16 protein-coding genes are annotated in these 16,130 nt (G+C 62.7%); 11 read left to right on the forward strand and 5 right to left on the reverse strand.

The annotated features are described in order from the left end of the window. Nucleotides 1–30: 30 nt before the first annotated feature. The gene (locus B0G82_RS06640) at nucleotides 31–627 is read right to left on the reverse strand and encodes a DNA-3-methyladenine glycosylase I (protein WP_241974506.1); all 597 of its coding nucleotides are present in this window, start codon (nucleotides 625–627) and stop codon (nucleotides 31–33) included. A 140-nt stretch (nucleotides 628–767) separates the two neighbouring features. On the opposite strand from B0G82_RS06640, the gene B0G82_RS06645 reads away from it, so the two are divergent. Continuing rightward, nucleotides 768–1,649: a BadF/BadG/BcrA/BcrD ATPase family protein gene (locus tag B0G82_RS06645; protein ID WP_121307003.1), complete on the forward strand. Its 882-nt coding sequence runs from the start codon at nucleotides 768–770 to the stop codon at nucleotides 1,647–1,649. A 132-nt stretch (nucleotides 1,650–1,781) separates the two neighbouring features. Beyond that, the gene (locus B0G82_RS06650; RefSeq protein WP_121307004.1) at nucleotides 1,782–2,603 is read left to right on the forward strand and encodes a Cof-type HAD-IIB family hydrolase; all 822 of its coding nucleotides are present in this window, start codon (nucleotides 1,782–1,784) and stop codon (nucleotides 2,601–2,603) included. A 162-nt stretch (nucleotides 2,604–2,765) separates the two neighbouring features. Here B0G82_RS06650 and B0G82_RS06655 read toward each other — a convergent pair whose 3' ends face one another. The 3 genes from B0G82_RS06655 to aqpZ form a co-directional block, all read right to left on the reverse strand. Next, nucleotides 2,766–3,077, reverse strand: coding sequence for a PXPV repeat protein (locus B0G82_RS06655; protein WP_106284773.1), 312 nt, complete (start codon nucleotides 3,075–3,077; stop codon nucleotides 2,766–2,768). Between the two features lie 286 nt (nucleotides 3,078–3,363). Then, a complete protein-coding gene (locus B0G82_RS06660) occupies nucleotides 3,364–4,059 on the reverse strand; it encodes a histidine phosphatase family protein (protein WP_121307005.1) in 696 nt (231 codons plus the stop codon). A 151-nt stretch (nucleotides 4,060–4,210) separates the two neighbouring features. Next, entirely contained in the window at nucleotides 4,211–4,951 is a 741-nt protein-coding gene (aqpZ, locus tag B0G82_RS06665) for an aquaporin Z (protein ID WP_121307006.1), read from the reverse strand. A gap of 290 nt (nucleotides 4,952–5,241) precedes the next feature. Between aqpZ and B0G82_RS06670 the strand changes: the two genes are divergently transcribed. After that, entirely contained in the window at nucleotides 5,242–5,544 is a 303-nt protein-coding gene (locus B0G82_RS06670) for an H-NS histone family protein (protein ID WP_007179981.1), read from the forward strand. Nucleotides 5,545–5,832: 288 nt separating this feature from the next. On the opposite strand, the gene B0G82_RS06675 is transcribed toward B0G82_RS06670, so the two are convergent. Further along, nucleotides 5,833–6,897, reverse strand: a complete 1,065-nt coding sequence (locus tag B0G82_RS06675; RefSeq protein ID WP_106284776.1) for a glycosyltransferase family 4 protein — start codon at nucleotides 6,895–6,897, stop codon at nucleotides 5,833–5,835. Between the two features lie 705 nt (nucleotides 6,898–7,602). On the opposite strand from B0G82_RS06675, the gene flhD reads away from it, so the two are divergent. The 8 genes from flhD (at nucleotide 7,603) to B0G82_RS06715 (ending at nucleotide 15,983) form a co-directional block, all read left to right on the forward strand. Further along, nucleotides 7,603–7,923 (forward strand): flagellar transcriptional regulator FlhD, encoded by a 321-nt coding sequence (flhD, locus tag B0G82_RS06680; RefSeq protein ID WP_168795559.1) that lies wholly within the window; start codon nucleotides 7,603–7,605, stop codon nucleotides 7,921–7,923. A 51-nt stretch (nucleotides 7,924–7,974) separates the two neighbouring features. Beyond that, the gene (flhC, locus tag B0G82_RS06685) at nucleotides 7,975–8,535 is read left to right on the forward strand and encodes a flagellar transcriptional regulator FlhC (RefSeq protein WP_116143653.1); all 561 of its coding nucleotides are present in this window, start codon (nucleotides 7,975–7,977) and stop codon (nucleotides 8,533–8,535) included. Between the two features lie 213 nt (nucleotides 8,536–8,748). Further along, nucleotides 8,749–9,609, forward strand: coding sequence for a flagellar motor stator protein MotA (motA, locus tag B0G82_RS06690; RefSeq protein ID WP_006050895.1), 861 nt, complete (start codon nucleotides 8,749–8,751; stop codon nucleotides 9,607–9,609). A 21-nt stretch (nucleotides 9,610–9,630) separates the two neighbouring features. Next, a complete protein-coding gene (motB, locus tag B0G82_RS06695) occupies nucleotides 9,631–10,638 on the forward strand; it encodes a flagellar motor protein MotB (RefSeq protein ID WP_121307007.1) in 1,008 nt (335 codons plus the stop codon). An 84-nt stretch (nucleotides 10,639–10,722) separates the two neighbouring features. After that, nucleotides 10,723–11,100 carry a response regulator gene (locus B0G82_RS06700; RefSeq protein ID WP_007179975.1) on the forward strand — a complete coding sequence of 126 codons (378 nt, stop codon included), beginning with the start codon at nucleotides 10,723–10,725 and terminating at the stop codon, nucleotides 11,098–11,100. A gap of 88 nt (nucleotides 11,101–11,188) precedes the next feature. Then, nucleotides 11,189–13,471, forward strand: coding sequence for a chemotaxis protein CheA (gene cheA / locus B0G82_RS06705; RefSeq protein ID WP_121307008.1), 2,283 nt, complete (start codon nucleotides 11,189–11,191; stop codon nucleotides 13,469–13,471). A gap of 69 nt (nucleotides 13,472–13,540) precedes the next feature. Then, nucleotides 13,541–14,077 (forward strand): chemotaxis protein CheW, encoded by a 537-nt coding sequence (locus B0G82_RS06710; protein ID WP_116143661.1) that lies wholly within the window; start codon nucleotides 13,541–13,543, stop codon nucleotides 14,075–14,077. 43 nt (nucleotides 14,078–14,120) lie between these two features. Continuing rightward, nucleotides 14,121–15,983: a methyl-accepting chemotaxis protein gene (locus B0G82_RS06715; protein ID WP_121307009.1), complete on the forward strand. Its 1,863-nt coding sequence runs from the start codon at nucleotides 14,121–14,123 to the stop codon at nucleotides 15,981–15,983. The last annotated feature ends 147 nt before the right edge of the window (nucleotides 15,984–16,130 follow it).

Below are 16,130 nucleotides of genomic sequence, written 5' to 3' on the forward strand. Positions count from 1 at the left end.
GCACTAAGCGAGGGCGAATGCCGGGCCGCCTCAGCCCGCTTTACGATTGCGGCCTTTCTTGCCAAGCGCCGCGCATCGCGCGCGACACATGCAACTCGCCTCGTGGTCGTTCACCATGCCGACTGCTTGCATGAACGCGTAACAGATCGTCGAGCCGACGAACTTGCAGCCGTAGCGCTTCAGCCCCTTGCTCAGCGCGTCCGAAATGTCGGTCGACGCAGGCGCCTGCTTGTAAGAAGTCCAATCGTTCTGGATAGGCGTTTGATCGACGAACGACCACACGAAGTTGGCGAGCGAGCCGTGTTCGCTCTGAATCTGCTGGACGGCACGCGCGTTGGTAATGGCCGCTTCGATCTTGCCGCGGTGGCGCACGATACCTTCGTCTACCACCAGCGCGTCCACGTGCTTCGGCGTAAACCGCGCAACCTTGGCGATGTCGAAGTCCGCAAATGCGCGGCGATAGCCGGCCCGTTTGTTGAGAATCGTCGACCACGACAAGCCGGCCTGAGCGCCTTCCAGCACGAGCATCTCGAACAGATGCTGGTCGTCGCGCGAGGGGACGCCCCATTCGGCGTCGTGATACTGTGCGAGCGCTTCGCTCGATACCCAGTTGCATCGCTGTGTCACTGTCGCGCTCCTGCGTTTTGATGTCGCCCGCCAGCATAGCCGAAGCCGAGCGCACTGCAAGCTGGCCATTCGGCCGATTGCCGGATTGAAACTGACCTGCCACGCTATGCGTTATTCATCCACGGAACTCACTCGTTTCCATGAACACAGACTTCTTTCTGATCGGCATTGACGGCGGCGGCAGCGGCACCCGGGTCGTGCTCGGCGACGCGCAAGGCCGCGAGCTGGCGCAGGCGGCAAGCGGGCCGTCGGGCTTGGGGCTCGGCGTCGAACGTGCGTGGCAGGCTATCGCGGCCGGCTGCGGCGAAGCATTTGCGAGCGCCGGCAAGGCACTGGACTGGTCGCGCTGCGTGCTCGGCTGCGGATTGGCAGGCGTCAACAATCGCGACTGGCTGGCGGCGTTTCGCGCACAAGCGCCCGCGCTAGCGGGACTCGCCGTGGAAAGCGACGCCTACACCACCTTGGTGGGCGCACACGGCGGCGCGCGCGGCGTGATCGTCGCGCTCGGCACCGGCAGCGTGGCGGCCGTGCTGGACGGCGAGGGCGAATGCCGCCAGGTCAGCGGCTACGGCTTTCCATCGGGCGACGAAGCAAGCGGCGCGTGGCTTGGACTGCGGGCCATCGTGCATGCCCAGCATGCGCTGGACGGCCGCGGTCCCATCGACGAATTTGCGCGGGCCCTGGTCGCGCACACCGGCGCGCACGACCGCGACAGCCTCGTCGTCTGGCTCTGCGAAGCCAACCAGACGGCTTATGCGAGGCTCGCGCCGATTGTCATTGCCCACCGCGCGCATCCGTTCGCGGCGCGTTTGCTCGGCGAGGCCGGCATCGAGGTGGGCAAGATGATTGCCGCGCTGGACCCGTCGGCGAGCCTGCCGGTCGCGTTGTGCGGCGGCCTCGGCGCGCCGCTGCGCGAGTACGTGCCACCGATTTATCAGGCGCGTTTGCGCGAACCGCTGGCCGACTCGGCGCACGGTGGATTGCAGTTGGCGCAACGTGAAGCAGCCCGCATTGGCGCCTGAAAACGGTGAACCGCGGCGCGCGTGAGTCGTACGCTTGCGGCCGAGAATAGTCGCGCACGGCGAACACGTTCAGGCGAATGCGGCCGGCAACGGTAAAATACGCAGCTTCGACGCTGCCCGCCTGCCCAAACTATGTACAAAGTCATCGCCACGGATCTCGACGGCACGCTGCTCAACGCGGATCACCAGGTGGACCCGTTTACGATCGCCACTGTGCGCAAACTTGAAAGCGACGGGTTGCGGTTCGTGATTGCAACCGGCCGTCACTATTGCGATGTCGCCGGCATCCGCGACGTGCTGGGCATCAATCCGTATCTGATTACATCCAATGGCGCGCGCATCCACGCGCCGGACAACACGGTGATCCACGCCGACGACCTGCCTCCGGCTATCGTGCAACGACTGGTACAGCCGGAAGTCGCTGGCGCGCATGGTCGCGTGATCGTCAACCTGTTCGCCGATCAGGCGTGGCTGATCGACCGCGACGCGCCGGATCTGCTGAAGTTTCACCAGGACTCGGGCTTCACCTACGAGGTGACCGACCTGCCGAAACACGACGGCGTCGACATCGCGAAGGCCCTCTACATCGGCGATCCCGCTGATCTTGCGCAGGTCGCGGCCAATCTCGCCAGCGAATTCGGCGATGCCTTATACGTGACCTATTCGCTGCCGGACTGTCTGGAAGTGATGACGGCGAACGTCTCGAAAGGCCGCGCGCTGCGCATCGTGCTCGAACGCCTTGGCGTGGACACCTCGCAATGCGTCGCTTTCGGCGACAACATGAACGATATCGATCTGCTGGAAACGGCCGGCCATCCCTTCATGATGAACAACGCCAATCCCGACCTCATCACGCGTTTGCCGAACGTGCCGCGCATCGGCAACAACTTCGAAGCGGGCGTCGCGCACCATCTGCGCAAGCTTTTCTCGCTCGACGACGAACTGATGTCCTGAGCGGAAATGGAAACGGCCCGCATCCAGTTTCATGGATGCAGGCCGCTTCTTTCACGTGGGCACGCCGGTCGGTTCAGGCTGCGAGTCACGGCGTTGCGCGACTAAAGGTCCATCAAAGTCGGCAAACTGTCTCACCGGCCAACGGCAGGCGCAGCCGGAAGATTACCCGTGCCATCCGCCACGGCGGTTGTCATGGTCGCCCCGGTTATCGTGGCCCCAGCCGCGATCATTGTGGTGCCAGTCGCGATCATATCGATGGTCGCCACGGTAGTAGTCGCCGCGATCGTAGCGGTGGTCCCAGCCACCGTTGCCGTAGTAGACGGGCTGCGGCGCGACATAGACCGGAGCCGGGCGGGTATAAACCGGTGCGCCGAGCGACAGGCCGATGTTCAGATCCGTATGCGCTTGCGCGACACCGCATGCGCCCGCCGCGAGTCCTGCAGCAACCAGCAAGTGAGTGACGATGCGTTTCATGTTTGTTCTCCTGTGAGGCGACGTATGTTTGTCGCACAGGATCAATCTACGCATTCCGGTCGATGGGGACTGCGACGAGATGTTACGGACTGCAAGCATCGCCGCAGGATTTGAAAGGTGTGGGGAGCCCTGCATAGGCACACCGCGCGCCGAGAGCCGCTCGGTCAAAGCCCCGTCAGATAGGGATTCGCGGCTACTTGGACCACACCGGATCGCGCCCGTCGCCTCGCTGTACTCAAATCAAATGGCCGCTTGCGTAATTGCGGCTTACATCTGTATTACCCGATTAATCTGCCGCACTCGAAGAAGCCGCCGACGAAGCCGCCGGCGACGTCCCCTGCAACTGCGCGCAAGGGCAATCGGTCGCGCGCCCGTCCAACCCCTGTCGATCGTGTTTGAAGCTGGCGCGCGCGGTGCCGTTATCCCAGTCGAGGCGAACAATATAAATACTGTCGAAGTCGTCGCTCTTCCAGTTCGGGACATCGGCGGCATTACCGCCATGCGCGGTCATCATCTGGCGCAATAGCTTCACGATTAGCTTGTGTTCCCACGCGACGACAATGAGCTTGTTGCGATTGGCCGGGTTGACGAGCGCGGTGCCGAGCTGGTCGATTTGAGCGAAACCATACGGCGTTTGCACCGGCATCTGGAACTGGATGGCGGTCGGCTCGATCGTCGCAAGCGGCCGGATATAGTAGTAGGGCTTGCCGCCATCGTCTTTCTGCTGGCCGGGATCGGGTGCGTAGATCGCATCCGGTTTGCCGAACTTGGCCGCGATCACCGCCGGCAAGGCCAGCGCGCGGTTGAGTCCCTGGCAGTTCAGCTGCCCATAGCCTTGGGCGGGTTTCTCGCCGTGCCGCACGAACACGAGCGTTTCCGTCCGGCCGTCGGCCGCATGCGCCGTGGGTAGCGCCAGCACACCGGAGCACAAGCCGCCGATGGCAAGCGCGACGCCATGCAGGAATCCGCGGAAACGCTTCATAGGGAGCACCTGTGCGAGCTTGGGAAGTCGCACGATTCTAGCAGCGGGCGCGAGTGCGTCATCGCGGCGATATCGAGACCCGGCGCCATCGGCCGCAAAATAAAGCGGGCGCCGAGGCGCCCGCTTTATTGCCGAAATGACTGCGCGCGAATTAGTCGAGCGCCAGCTTCTGCGAATTGCCGCTGCGGCTTTCAGCGATGACCGGGTACAACACGCCCGCGATCACTGCGCCGAGGATCGGCGCAACCCAGAACAGCCACAATTGATCCATCGCCGCACCGCCGACGAACAGCGCCGGCCCCGTGGAACGTGCCGGATTGACCGACGTGTTGGTGACCGGAATCGAGATCAGGTGAATCAGCGTGAGGCACAGGCCGATGGCGATCGGCGCGAAGCCAGCCGGCGCGCGCTTGTCGGTCGAGCCGAGAATGACGAAGAGGAAGAAGCCGGTCATCACCACTTCGCAAATGAATGCCGCGGTGAGCGAGTAGTGGCCCGGCGAGCGTTCGCCATAGCCGTTGCTGGCAAAGCCGCTGGCAACGAGGTCGAAGCCGGGTTTGCCCGACGCGATGAGCGACAGCACCAGCGCACCCAGCACCGCGCCGATCAACTGGGCGACGATGTACGGCAGCAGATCGCGCGCCGGAAAGCGGCCCGCGACGGTCAGGCCGACGCTTACCGCCGGATTCAGATGGCAGCCGGAGATGTGGCTGATTGCATAAGCCATAGTCAGGACGGTCAGGCCGAACGCGAGCGACACGCCCACGAAGCCGATGCCCAGACCGTGAACCGGGCCGGCGAAATTGGCGGCGAGGACAGCGCTGCCGCAGCCCCCGAGCACGAGCCAGAAAGTGCCGAACAACTCGGCAGCGAGGCGCTTTGACAACTGCATGATTGGTAATCCTAAAAAGATGGGGCCTTCCGCTGGCACGCGCGACTAAATCCGTCTGCATGCCTTGAGCGGGCAATTCTAGGGAAAGGCCGCCAAATCAGGTGTCAAGAATTGTCAATGTGGTGTCGCCTTTACCTTTTTATTGCGAGATAAAGATGGCGTTTTACAATTGGCCGGTCTTAATAATTATCAGAGGATATCTTGCTAAATCGGTATTCTTGTCCATTGCGAATTTTTATAATTGCAGTTAGTCTGCGAGCCAATGAGTTCTAGAAAAAGGGAGAACCGGAATGTCTCAATATGCAGACCTCAAGGCGCAGATCGCTAAATTGCAGGCACAGGCAGAAGAAGCGCGGCGCACTGAAATCGACAATGTGGTCGCCGACATCCGCCAAAAGATCGCTGAATATGGTCTGACGGCTCAAGACCTCGGCTTTGCGGTCGCCGCCAAGCGGGGCCGCCCACCCAAGAAGGCGCCGTTGCCGGCGAAATACCAGGATCCGAAGTCGGGCAATACGTGGAGCGGGCGTGGCAAACCGCCCAAGTGGATCGTCGGTAAGAATCGCGAGCGTTTTCTGATTGGCGCGGCTTAAGCTGATCGCCGGTCGGGGCGAAAGCCAACTGAAGGTTGATTGGCACTCGGCCTTTATTCGTTGAGTGCTAATCTGCGATGGAAGCGCATCCATACCCGTATTAAAAAGCCGCCCTCGAGGGGCGGCTTTTTGGACAAAGAAGCGGGATAATCTAGGTTTGCCGATCGCGCAAACGATTCACACGACAAATCGGCTGGTTATCGGTCGGCAAATCGGAAACGCCGTAAGCGGCGACTTTCGACATTCAAGCGGCCGAGCGAGAACTGCCCGGCCGCTTGAACGCGGCGTTTAGCCCACCGCGACTTGACGCAATACCGGGCGGCGCGTGGCGTCGATCAGTGCCGAATAGCCGTCCACGTAATTCTGAGCCATCGTCTTCGAGCTGAAGCGGCGTTCGAACTGCGCGCGGATTTCGGTGCGCGACAATTCGTCCAGGCGCTGCAGCGCCGCGACTGCGCCTTGCACGTCCTCGACGATGTAACCCGTCACGCCGTGGTCGATCACTTCCGGCACCGAACCGCGGTTGAATGCGATCACCGGCGTGCCGCACGCCATCGACTCGATCATCACGAGGCCGAACGGTTCCGACCAGTCGATCGGGAACAGCAGCGCCTTGGCGCCGGAAAGGAATTCGGGCTTCTGCGCTTCGTTAATCTCGCCGACGAATTCCACATGCGCCAACGACAGCAACGGCTCAATTTCGCGCTTGAAGTATTCCTGGTCGGCCTTGTCCACCTTGGCGGCGATCTTCAGCGGCAAACCGCTTTGTGCAGCGATCTTGATAGCTGTATCGACGCGCTTCTCCGGACAAATACGGCCGAGGAACGCCAGGTACTCCGGCTTCTTGTGGGTTTGCGGCGTGAGCAGTTGCTCCGGCAGACCGTGGTAAATCGTGTTGAGCCAATTCGCTTGCGGCAGCGGCGCGCGCTGCGAATCCGAAATAGAAACCACCGGCACGTTGGAAAATGCATCGAACACCGGTTGCAGTTCCGGCAAGTCGAGGCGACCGTGCAGCGTCGTCACGAACGGCGTGTCCATTGTCGTGAAGAGCGGGAACGGCATGTAGTCGAGGTGGAAGTGAAGCACGTCGAATTCATGCGCGACCTTCCGCACCTTCTCCATCATCAGGACGTGCGGAGCGAGCGCATCGCGGATCGTCGGGTCCAGACGCAGCGCACGAGGCCAGCAGGCGTCGAGATTCGCCGAGGTGACCGAGTCGCCGCTCGCAAACAGCGTGACATCGTGGCCGAGATCGACCAGCGCTTCAGTCAGATACGACACGACGCGTTCGGTGCCACCGTAAAGTTTCGGCGGAACAGCTTCATACAACGGCGCAATTTGTGCGATTCGCATTCGTTTTCTCCTAATCAGAACGGCATCGCACAGCGGCGCTCGAGTAGAGCGAGGAGCGAATGCCTAACGGACGGTTGGGCGCGGTAAGCCGCCGCCCGGGGTGTTCCGAACCTGCATCGGGTAATCCCTTAGCTTCATTATCGGGATCGGCCGCGCTAATTCGAGCTATTTTTCAAACGCTTAATGTTGTTACAGCGCGAAACATGGCGCGTTACAGGTCGCCCGGCCGCGCAGTTCCCTGAATAGCGAACGCCGCCCGATGATTATTCGAACGCCGAAAGGCCACCAGCAAGGCGCGGGCCTGAAACGTGGAACGTGGCGCCTACACAGTGCGCATTGCAGGGAAGTGAAAACGTCTTATAATTCTCACTCACCGCTGTAACGGTGCGGGCCATGAGTCGATCAAACTCACCGTTTGGTCCACATCAGAGAAGGCAGCGTGTTTAGGGCGCATGGAAATGTTCGCATCGCGCGCCTTTACTCCTTCCCATACCGCTCCCCGGCTTGTCTTTGTAGGAAAAATTCCTACACGAATGACGGATTAATCCGTCAACAAGGCTGGGTGTCTGTCCGATTTTCGTCCGCTCCCCATTTCGACACAATGCTCGCAAGACCAGAAACGAGCCGATTCGTGCGTTTAAGTGCGCGCGTCCGAGCAAACGTTTCCGTAACGGCCTGACCAGCCAGATACACCCCGGGGGAATCATGAGCGCGACAAGCGAAATGCTCAATGAGATCAGAGAAGTCAACCTGTCTTATCTCCTGCTCGCCCAGCGATTGCTGCGCGAAGACAAGCCAATGGGCATGTTTCGCATGGGGATTTCGGACCAGTTAGCCGATGTGCTCGCCAATCTGTCGTTGGCGCAGACCGTCAAGCTGGCGGCGTCCAATCAGGTGTTGTGCCGTTTCCGTTTCGACGACCATGCCGTGCTGTCCGCTCTGGCGGACAAAGGCAAATCCAGCGCCGTGGCCCAGGCGCATTCCGCGATCCTGATGGCAAGCCAGCCAGTCGAGCACCTCGGCTGATGGCACCTTGTAATTCAAACAAAGCGATCAGGACGGGGGAAACGCAAACGGATGGCCTATAAAAGTGTTGTGCTCGAAGTCAGGGAAATCACCCTGGCGATCGAACTGATCGAGCTCGGCGCGCGTTTGCAATTGCTGGAAGCGGAAACCAGCCTGTCGCGCGACCGGCTCATCAAGCTCTATAAAGAACTGAAAGGGGTTTCGCCGCCCAAGGGCATGCTGCCATTTTCGACCGACTGGTTCATGACCTGGCAGCCGAACTTTCACTCCTCGCTGTTCTACAACATCTACCGGTTCATGGCCGGCCACGGCGGCTGCCCGACAATCCAGTCGATCGTGAAGAGCTACCGGCTCTACCTGGAACACGTCCAGTTGCACGACGACGAGCCTGTGCTCAGTCTCACGCGCGCCTGGACTCTGGTGCGCTTTTTCAGTTCCGGAATGCTGCAAATGACAGCCTGCTGCCGCTGCGGGGGGCATTTTGTCGCGCATGCGCACGATCCGCAGCATGCGTTCGTCTGCGGCCTGTGCCAGCCGCCCTCACGCGCCGGTAAGACAAAGAAATTCGCCGACGCCCAGGTCCGCGAGAGCCTCGCCTCTCTCGAAGCCTGACCCACAGGGCGGCCGCCGCCGTGCGAGCCGCCTTGCATCTCCCGTGTGGCGGGCCTTCCAGCCCGTCCGCGAGACCCCCGGTCCAGCCGGACCGGCGCATCCGCCTCTGGTTTACACCGGAGCGACGAGCCGCTTTTCCGCCAAAGTTTTCCGCTTCGTTGCCGTAAACCAGATTAACGACGGTCACCGTCGCTTCTTTGTGAGGGCTCGGCAGTGCTGATTTTCGTGGGAACACTCGTGACGCTTTTGTCCGTTTTCGGCGGTTACGCGCTGGAAGGCGGCCATCTCGGCGCGCTGCTGCAGCCCGTTGAAGTGCTGATGATCGTCGGCGCTGGCGTCGGCGCATTCATTCTGGGTAACGGAATGAAGACGATCAAGGCGACGCTGCGCGTCATTCCAACCCTGTTCAAGGGCGCGAAGTACAACAAGGACGTCTATATGGAGCTGATGGCGCTCCTCTACGTCCTGCTGGCCAAGGCGCGCAAGGAAGGCACGCTGACGCTGGAAGCGGACATCGACGATCCGTCGAAGAGTCCGATCTTCACCCAGTATCCGAAGATTCTCGCCGACCATCACATCATCGAATTCCTGACCGACTACCTGCGCTTGATGGTGGGCGGCAACATGAATGCGTTCGAGATCGAAAGCCTGATGGACGAGGAGATCGAGACGCATCACCAGGAAGGTGAAGCGCCGGCTCACGCGCTGAACAAGGTTGGCGACGCCATGCCGGCGTTCGGTATCGTGGCTGCGGTGATGGGCGTGGTGCACACCATGGCCTCCGCCGACAAGCCGCCCGCGGTGCTCGGCGAGATGATCGCCCAGGCGCTGGTCGGCACCTTCCTCGGGATTCTGCTTTCGTACGGGCTGATCGGGCCGCTCGCGAGCGTCGCCGAACAGCGCGTGACCGAGTCGACCAAGATGTTCCAGTGCATCAAGGTGACGATTCTGGCCAGCCTGAACGGTTACGCGCCGGCGATCGCCGTCGAGTTCGGCCGCAAGGTGCTCTTCTCGACCGAACGCCCGTCGTTCGCCGAGCTGGAAGAGCACGTGCGCCGCGTCAAGGCCAAATAAAGGGCGCCGGGAACCGAACCGATGAGCAAGGACAAAGACCGCGCCATTATCGTCAAGCGCGCCGCGCCGAAGAAAGCCGGCCACCACGGCGGCGCGTGGAAGCTCGCATATGCGGACTTCATGACCGCGATGATGGCGTTCTTCCTGCTGATGTGGCTGCTGAGTTCGGCGTCCACGGTGCAGTTGAAAGGCATTGCCGACTACTTCAACCAGCCGCTGAAGATCACGCTGTGGGGCGGCGACCGCAGCGCGGAAGATTCGAGCATCCTGAAAGGCGGCGGCCGCGATATCTCGACCGACGCGCAAGGCGTGACGCGTACCAGCGAAGGCTCGAACAACCGCGCCGAGCATAGCGTCGCGCACGGCAGCGAAGACTCGGTGAAGCAGTTGCAGGGCGAACTGGAGCGTCGCGAGCAGGTCCGCCTGCACGATCTGCAGGTCAAGCTGATGGCCGCGATCGAGGCGAATCCGGTGCTGCGCCAGTTCAGGCAGCAGATCCGTATCGACTCGACGCTGACCGGCTTGCGCATCGAGATTGTCGACTCGCAGAAGCGGCCCATGTTCGCAACCGCGAAAGACCAGGTCGAGCCGTATATGCGCGACATCCTGCGCGAAATCGGCCACACGCTGAACGACGTGCCGAACCGCATCATCGTGCAAGGCCACACCGACGCCGCGCAGTACGCCGGCGGCGAGAAGGGCTACAGCAACTGGGAACTGTCCGCGGACCGCGCCAATGCGTCGCGCCGCGAGCTGATCGGCGGCGGCATGGACGAAGCGAAGGTGATGCGCGTGCTCGGCCTCGCGTCGACGCAGAACCTGAACAAGGCGGACCCCATGGATCCGGAGAACCGCCGCATCAGCATCATCGTGCTGAACAGGAAGTCGGAGGAGGCGCTGAATCATGACGACTCCACCACGACCACCTTGTCGGACGACGCAGCCGGCTCCAAGCCGTTGCTGCAAAAGCTTGCGCAGCCGGTAACGGTTGCACCGAAGTTGCCGGCGGCAGTGCCGTCGGCCCAGTAACAGACAGCGGTTGCCCCGCCGCTTCACGCGCCCTGCCGGCGCGGACGGCGGGACGAACCATAGCGTACGTGCAGCGAGGTTTTCATGATCAGGCACATCCTGGCAATCGACGATTCGGCATCGATGCGGCAGATTCTCGCCGCGACGCTGACGACGGCAGGCTACGAGGTGACGCTCGCGGCGGACGGCAACGAAGGGCTCGAAAACGCGCTCGCCATGTCGTTCGACCTCGTGCTCACCGACCAGTACATGCCGGGCAAGACCGGCCTCGATCTGATCGCCGCGCTGCGCAACAACCCGGCTTACCAGGCCACGCCCATCCTCGTCCTCACGACGGAATCGGGCGAGCCGTTCAAGGAAGCGGCACGGGCTGCGGGCGCGACCGGCTGGATCGAAAAGCCGCTCGACCCGGACATGCTGACCGAACTGGTGGCGGCGCTAGCCGAGCCAGACCACGCGTAAGCGCCACACATAGACCCAGTTATAGAAGCTCTCGACGCGGCGGCACGGCAGCCCAAGCCAAGACAGGAACTCTCGCGGTGACCCAGGCATGACACTCGACATCACTCAGTTCTATCAGACGTTCTTCGACGAAGCGGACGAACTGCTCGCGCAGATGGAGCAGTTGCTGCTCAATCTGGATATCGCTCACCCGGACCCCGAAGACCTCGCGGCCATTTTCCGCGCGGCGCATTCGATCAAGGGTGGCGCGGCGACGTTCGGTTTTACCGCGCTGACGGAAACGACGCACATTCTCGAATCGCTGCTCGACCGCGCGCGCAATAACGAACTCGTGCTGCGCAAGGACATGATCGACACGTTCCTCGAAACCAAGGACGTGTTGTCCGGCCAGCTCGCCGATTACCGCGCGAGCGCCGAGCCGGACGCGGCGACTGCGAAGGCGATCTGCGCGAAGCTCGAACGCCTGAACGCGGAAAGCCGTGACGGCGTGGCACCGGCTGCGTCCGCGTCCGCGTCCGCTGCCGCGAGCGTGGCGCCCGTTGAAACACAAGCAGTTGAAGGCGGTACCCCGCCGGAGCACGTCGTCGAACAGGCGGTGCAGGCGGCGGGTGAATGGATTGACGGCGAACCGGCACAGACCGGGCAAGCCACGGGAGACGGCGCGGAAACCGGTCCCCATCTGAAAATTACGCTACGGGGCGTTGGTGAGAAGGACCAGGAACTGCTGGCTGAAGAGCTCGGCAACCTGGGCAACATCGTCGGGCAGGTCAAGAGCGGCGGCGATCTCACGCTGTGGCTCGCGACCGATGTGACCTCCGATGACATCATCGCCGTGTGCTGTTTCGTGATCGACGAAAGTCAGATCGTGATCGGCCGCGGCACCGCACCGGCGGACGACGCGCAGCAAGGCGAACCTGGAACGCCCGACGCTGCCGATTCGTCCCCGGCGCAAGCAGCACAGGCAACTCAGGCGGACCATGCAGCATCGCCGGCACCGGCGGCCGGCACCGCTGCGCCCGCATCAACGGCCACGCACGGCCTGTTCGACGCACCGGCCGCGGCCGCGCCGGCTGTGGCTCAACCAGCGGCGCAACCCGCGGCAGCGGCAAGCGCAGCGAGCGCAGCCACGCCCGCGGAGCAGGATCGCAAAGCAGCACGTCCGGCTGCGGCAGCCGGCGGCGCGGAAGGCAGCTCGATTCGGGTCGGCGTCGAAAAGGTCGATCAATTGATCAACCTGGTCGGCGAACTGGTGATCACGCAAGCCATGCTCGCGGAAACCACCAGCACGTTCGACCCGGCGCTGCACGATCGCCTCTTCAACGGCATGGCGCAGCTCGAGCGCAACGCGCGCGATCTGCAGGAAGCGGTGATGTCGATCCGCATGATGCCGATGGATTACGTGTTCAGCCGCTTCCCGCGACTGGTGCGCGATCTGGCGGCGAAACTCGGCAAGGAAGTGGAACTCGTCACCTTCGGTCAAGCGACTGAACTCGACAAGAGCCTTATCGAACGGATCATCGATCCGTTGACTCACCTCGTGCGCAACAGTCTCGACCACGGCATCGAAACCGTGGAAGCACGGCGCGCGGCGGGCAAGGATTCGACCGGTCAGCTGGTGCTGTCGGCGGCGCATCACGGCGGCAACATCGTCATCGAAGTGAGCGACGACGGCGCGGGCCTGCGCCGCGACAAGATTCTCGCGAAGGCGGCCAAGCAGGGCATGCAGGTCAGCGAGACCATGAGCGACGAAGAAGTCTGGAACCTGATCTTCCTGCCGGGCTTCTCGACGGCGGAGCAGGTCACCGATGTGTCGGGCCGCGGCGTGGGTATGGACGTGGTGAAGCGGAACATCCAGTCGATGGGTGGTCACGTGGAAATCACCTCGCACGCCGGCAAGGGCAGCACCACGCGCATCGTGTTGCCGCTCACCTTGGCGATTCTCGACGGCATGTCGGTCAAGGTCGGTAACGAGATCTTCATTCTGCCGCTGAACTTCGTGATGGAGTCGCTGCAGCCGCAAGCCGAAGACATTTATACGGTGGCCAACGGCGAGCGCGTGGTGCGGGTGCGCGGTGAATATCTGCCGCTCGTGGCGTTGCACGAAGTGTTCAACGTCGACGGGGCGAAGCAGGAACCGACGCAAGGCATCGTCACCATCATGCAAACCGAGGGGCGCCGCTTTGCGATGCTCATCGACGAACTGGTGGGCCAGCAGCAGGTGGTCGTGAAGAACCTGGAAACGAATTACCGCAAGGTGCACGGCATTTCCGCCGCGACCATTCTCGGCGACGGCAGCGTCGCGCTGATCGTGGACGTGGCGGCGCTGAACCGCGAAACACGCCACGCGCATGGCGCAATGAGCCTCGCATGATGTCCGTCACATTCGCCGCAACAGTAACACTTACTCAACTCATTTCATCCCAACCGTTTGGGGGCTAACGTGGCAGAAGTCCAATCCATCAATTCGAGCGTCGCGAATGCGAGCGGTGCCAATAGCCGCCGCGACGCGCAGCAGGCAGACGCCGGCGGTCAGGAATTCCTCGTCTTCACGCTCGGCGCCGAAGAGTACGGCATCGACATTCTCAAGGTGCAGGAAATCCGCGGCTACGACAATGTAACGCGGATCGCCAATGCGCCCGAGTTCATCAAGGGCGTGATCAATCTGCGCGGCATCATCGTGCCGATCGTGGACATGCGCATCAAGTTCCATCTGGGCCGCGTCGAGTACGACCACCAGACGGTGGTGATCATCCTGAACGTCGCGCATCGCGTGGTCGGGATGGTGGTGGACGGCGTGTCGGATGTGCTGACGCTCGCCATCGACCAGATCATGCCGGCGCCGGAATTCGGCGCCACGCTGACGACCGAGTACCTCACGGGTCTGGGCACCGTCGACGGCCGCATGCTGATCCTGATGGACATCGAGAAGCTCATGACCAGCCGCGAAATGGCGCTGATCGAAACGCTCGGCGCCTGACAGCGGCAGATTTCACGAAACGATTGGGACAGGGAGCATCGAAATGTTGAGCAGGTGGTCGATTCGCACGTCGTTGACGATGATGGGGATCATTCTGGTCGCGCTGACCGTGGTGGTCGGCGTACTTGGGCTGAGCGCGCTGAATGGCGCGAGCCAATCGCTCGACCGCATTGCGCGCGGCGATCTGGTCGCCATTCACGCGCTCGACGATGCTTCGGCGTACCTGCTGCGCTCGCGCGTGTCGCTGGACCGCTTCAATGCATTGAGCGCGTCGGGCGACACCGAGCAGGCGAAGAAGGTGCTCGATCGTGCGGAGGAGTTGTACGGCAAGGGCAATCAGAGCTGGCAGACGTATCTCGACGCGCCCAAAAACGGCGTGGCGCAGGCGCAGCTCGACGAACTGCTGGCGCGCCGTACGGTGGTGATGCGTGAAGGCCTCGAGCCGGAGTTCGCCGCGCTGCGCGCGAACGATCTGGCCGCCTATCACGCAATTGCGGATACGAAGATCAGCCCGATGTTCGTGTCCTACGACAACGCGGCCTCGGCGGTCGTCAAGAGCTTGCAGCAGCAGGCCGTGGATCAGCAGGCGAGCGCGCAATCGAACATCTCGCTGATGACGACGCTGATCATCGCCGTCACCGTGCTCGCGCTGCTGGTGGTGGTGGGTGTCCGCTTCGCGCTGCGCGGCCTGATCGTGCAGCCGCTCGCCGACGCGACCGCGTGCTTCGAGCGCATCGCCGCAGGCGATCTGTCCGAATCGATCAACGTCTTCAGCCGCAATGAAATCGGGCGGCTGTTCGCCGGCATCAAGCGCATGCAGGACAGCATGTCGACAATGGTGAGGGCGGTTCACAGCAGCACGGAATCGATCGACACCGGCGCGCGCGAAATCGCGATGGGCAACACCGACCTGTCCCAGCGCACCGAACAGCAAGCCGCCTCGCTGCAGGAAACCGCATCGAGCATGGAGCAGTTGACCGGCACCGTGCGGCAGAACGCCGAGAACGCGCGTCAGGCGAGCCAGCTGGCCGTCAACGCATCCGACATCGCCACGCGCGGCGGCGACGTGGTGAGCCAGGTCGTCACGACCATGCAGGACATCGCGACCAGTTCGAACAAGGTCGTGGACATTATCGGCGTGATCGAAGGCATTGCCTTCCAGACCAATATTCTCGCGCTGAACGCGGCGGTCGAAGCCGCGCGCGCCGGCGAACAGGGCCGTGGCTTCGCCGTGGTGGCGGGCGAAGTTCGCAGTCTCGCGCAGCGCAGCGCCAGCGCCGCGAAGGAAATCAAGGAACTGATCGGCGACTCGGTCGACAAGGTGCAAAGCGGCTCAACTTTGGTCGGCCGTGCCGGCACGACGATGGACGAGATCGTGCAGGCCGTGCGCCGCGTGACCGACATCATGGGCGAAATCAGCGCGGCGTCCGAAGAGCAGTCGGGCGGCATCGAACAGGTGAACCGCGCGGTCGTGCAGATGGACGAAGTCACGCAGCAGAACGCCGCGCTGGTCGAACAGGCGGCGGCCGCGGCGGCCTCGCTCGAAGATCAGACGCGTCAGTTGCAGGCCGTGGTGAATGGCTGGAAAGTGGCCGGCGGCGTGGCACACGGTAGCGCGGCGGCAACCCGTCCGCAACCGGCCGCATCCCGCGTGACGAGCAGCAAGAGCAAGCCGGCTGCCAAGCTCGCGCAGCATGCAGGCGTGAACGGCGGCGCAGCGCATCCGGCGACAGGCACAGCCGCAACGAGCACCCCATCGGCGCCGGGCAATCACGACGCAGGCGCCGCGCGCGTCGAACCGGCACTCAGGCCGAAGACAGCCCGCGCGGCATCCGAATCCGCAGCACGTCCGGCCGCGGTCAGCGCAGCCACGGCGGGCTCGGACGCGGACTGGGAAACATTCTAGGAAGTGGCACGAAGACATGCGGTCATTCGGCATCTCGCTCCATGAGGGGCGAATCATCGAAGCACGCTTTATCGGCGTGTCGCGGGCCGACTGCATGGTGGCGGAACTCGCGGGCGGGCGCGACCCCGCGAACACAATCCCTTCTTC

Origin of the sequence: Paraburkholderia sp. BL17N1, from assembly GCF_003634175.1 — a bacterium.
GTDB lineage: Bacteria > Pseudomonadota > Gammaproteobacteria > Burkholderiales > Burkholderiaceae > Paraburkholderia.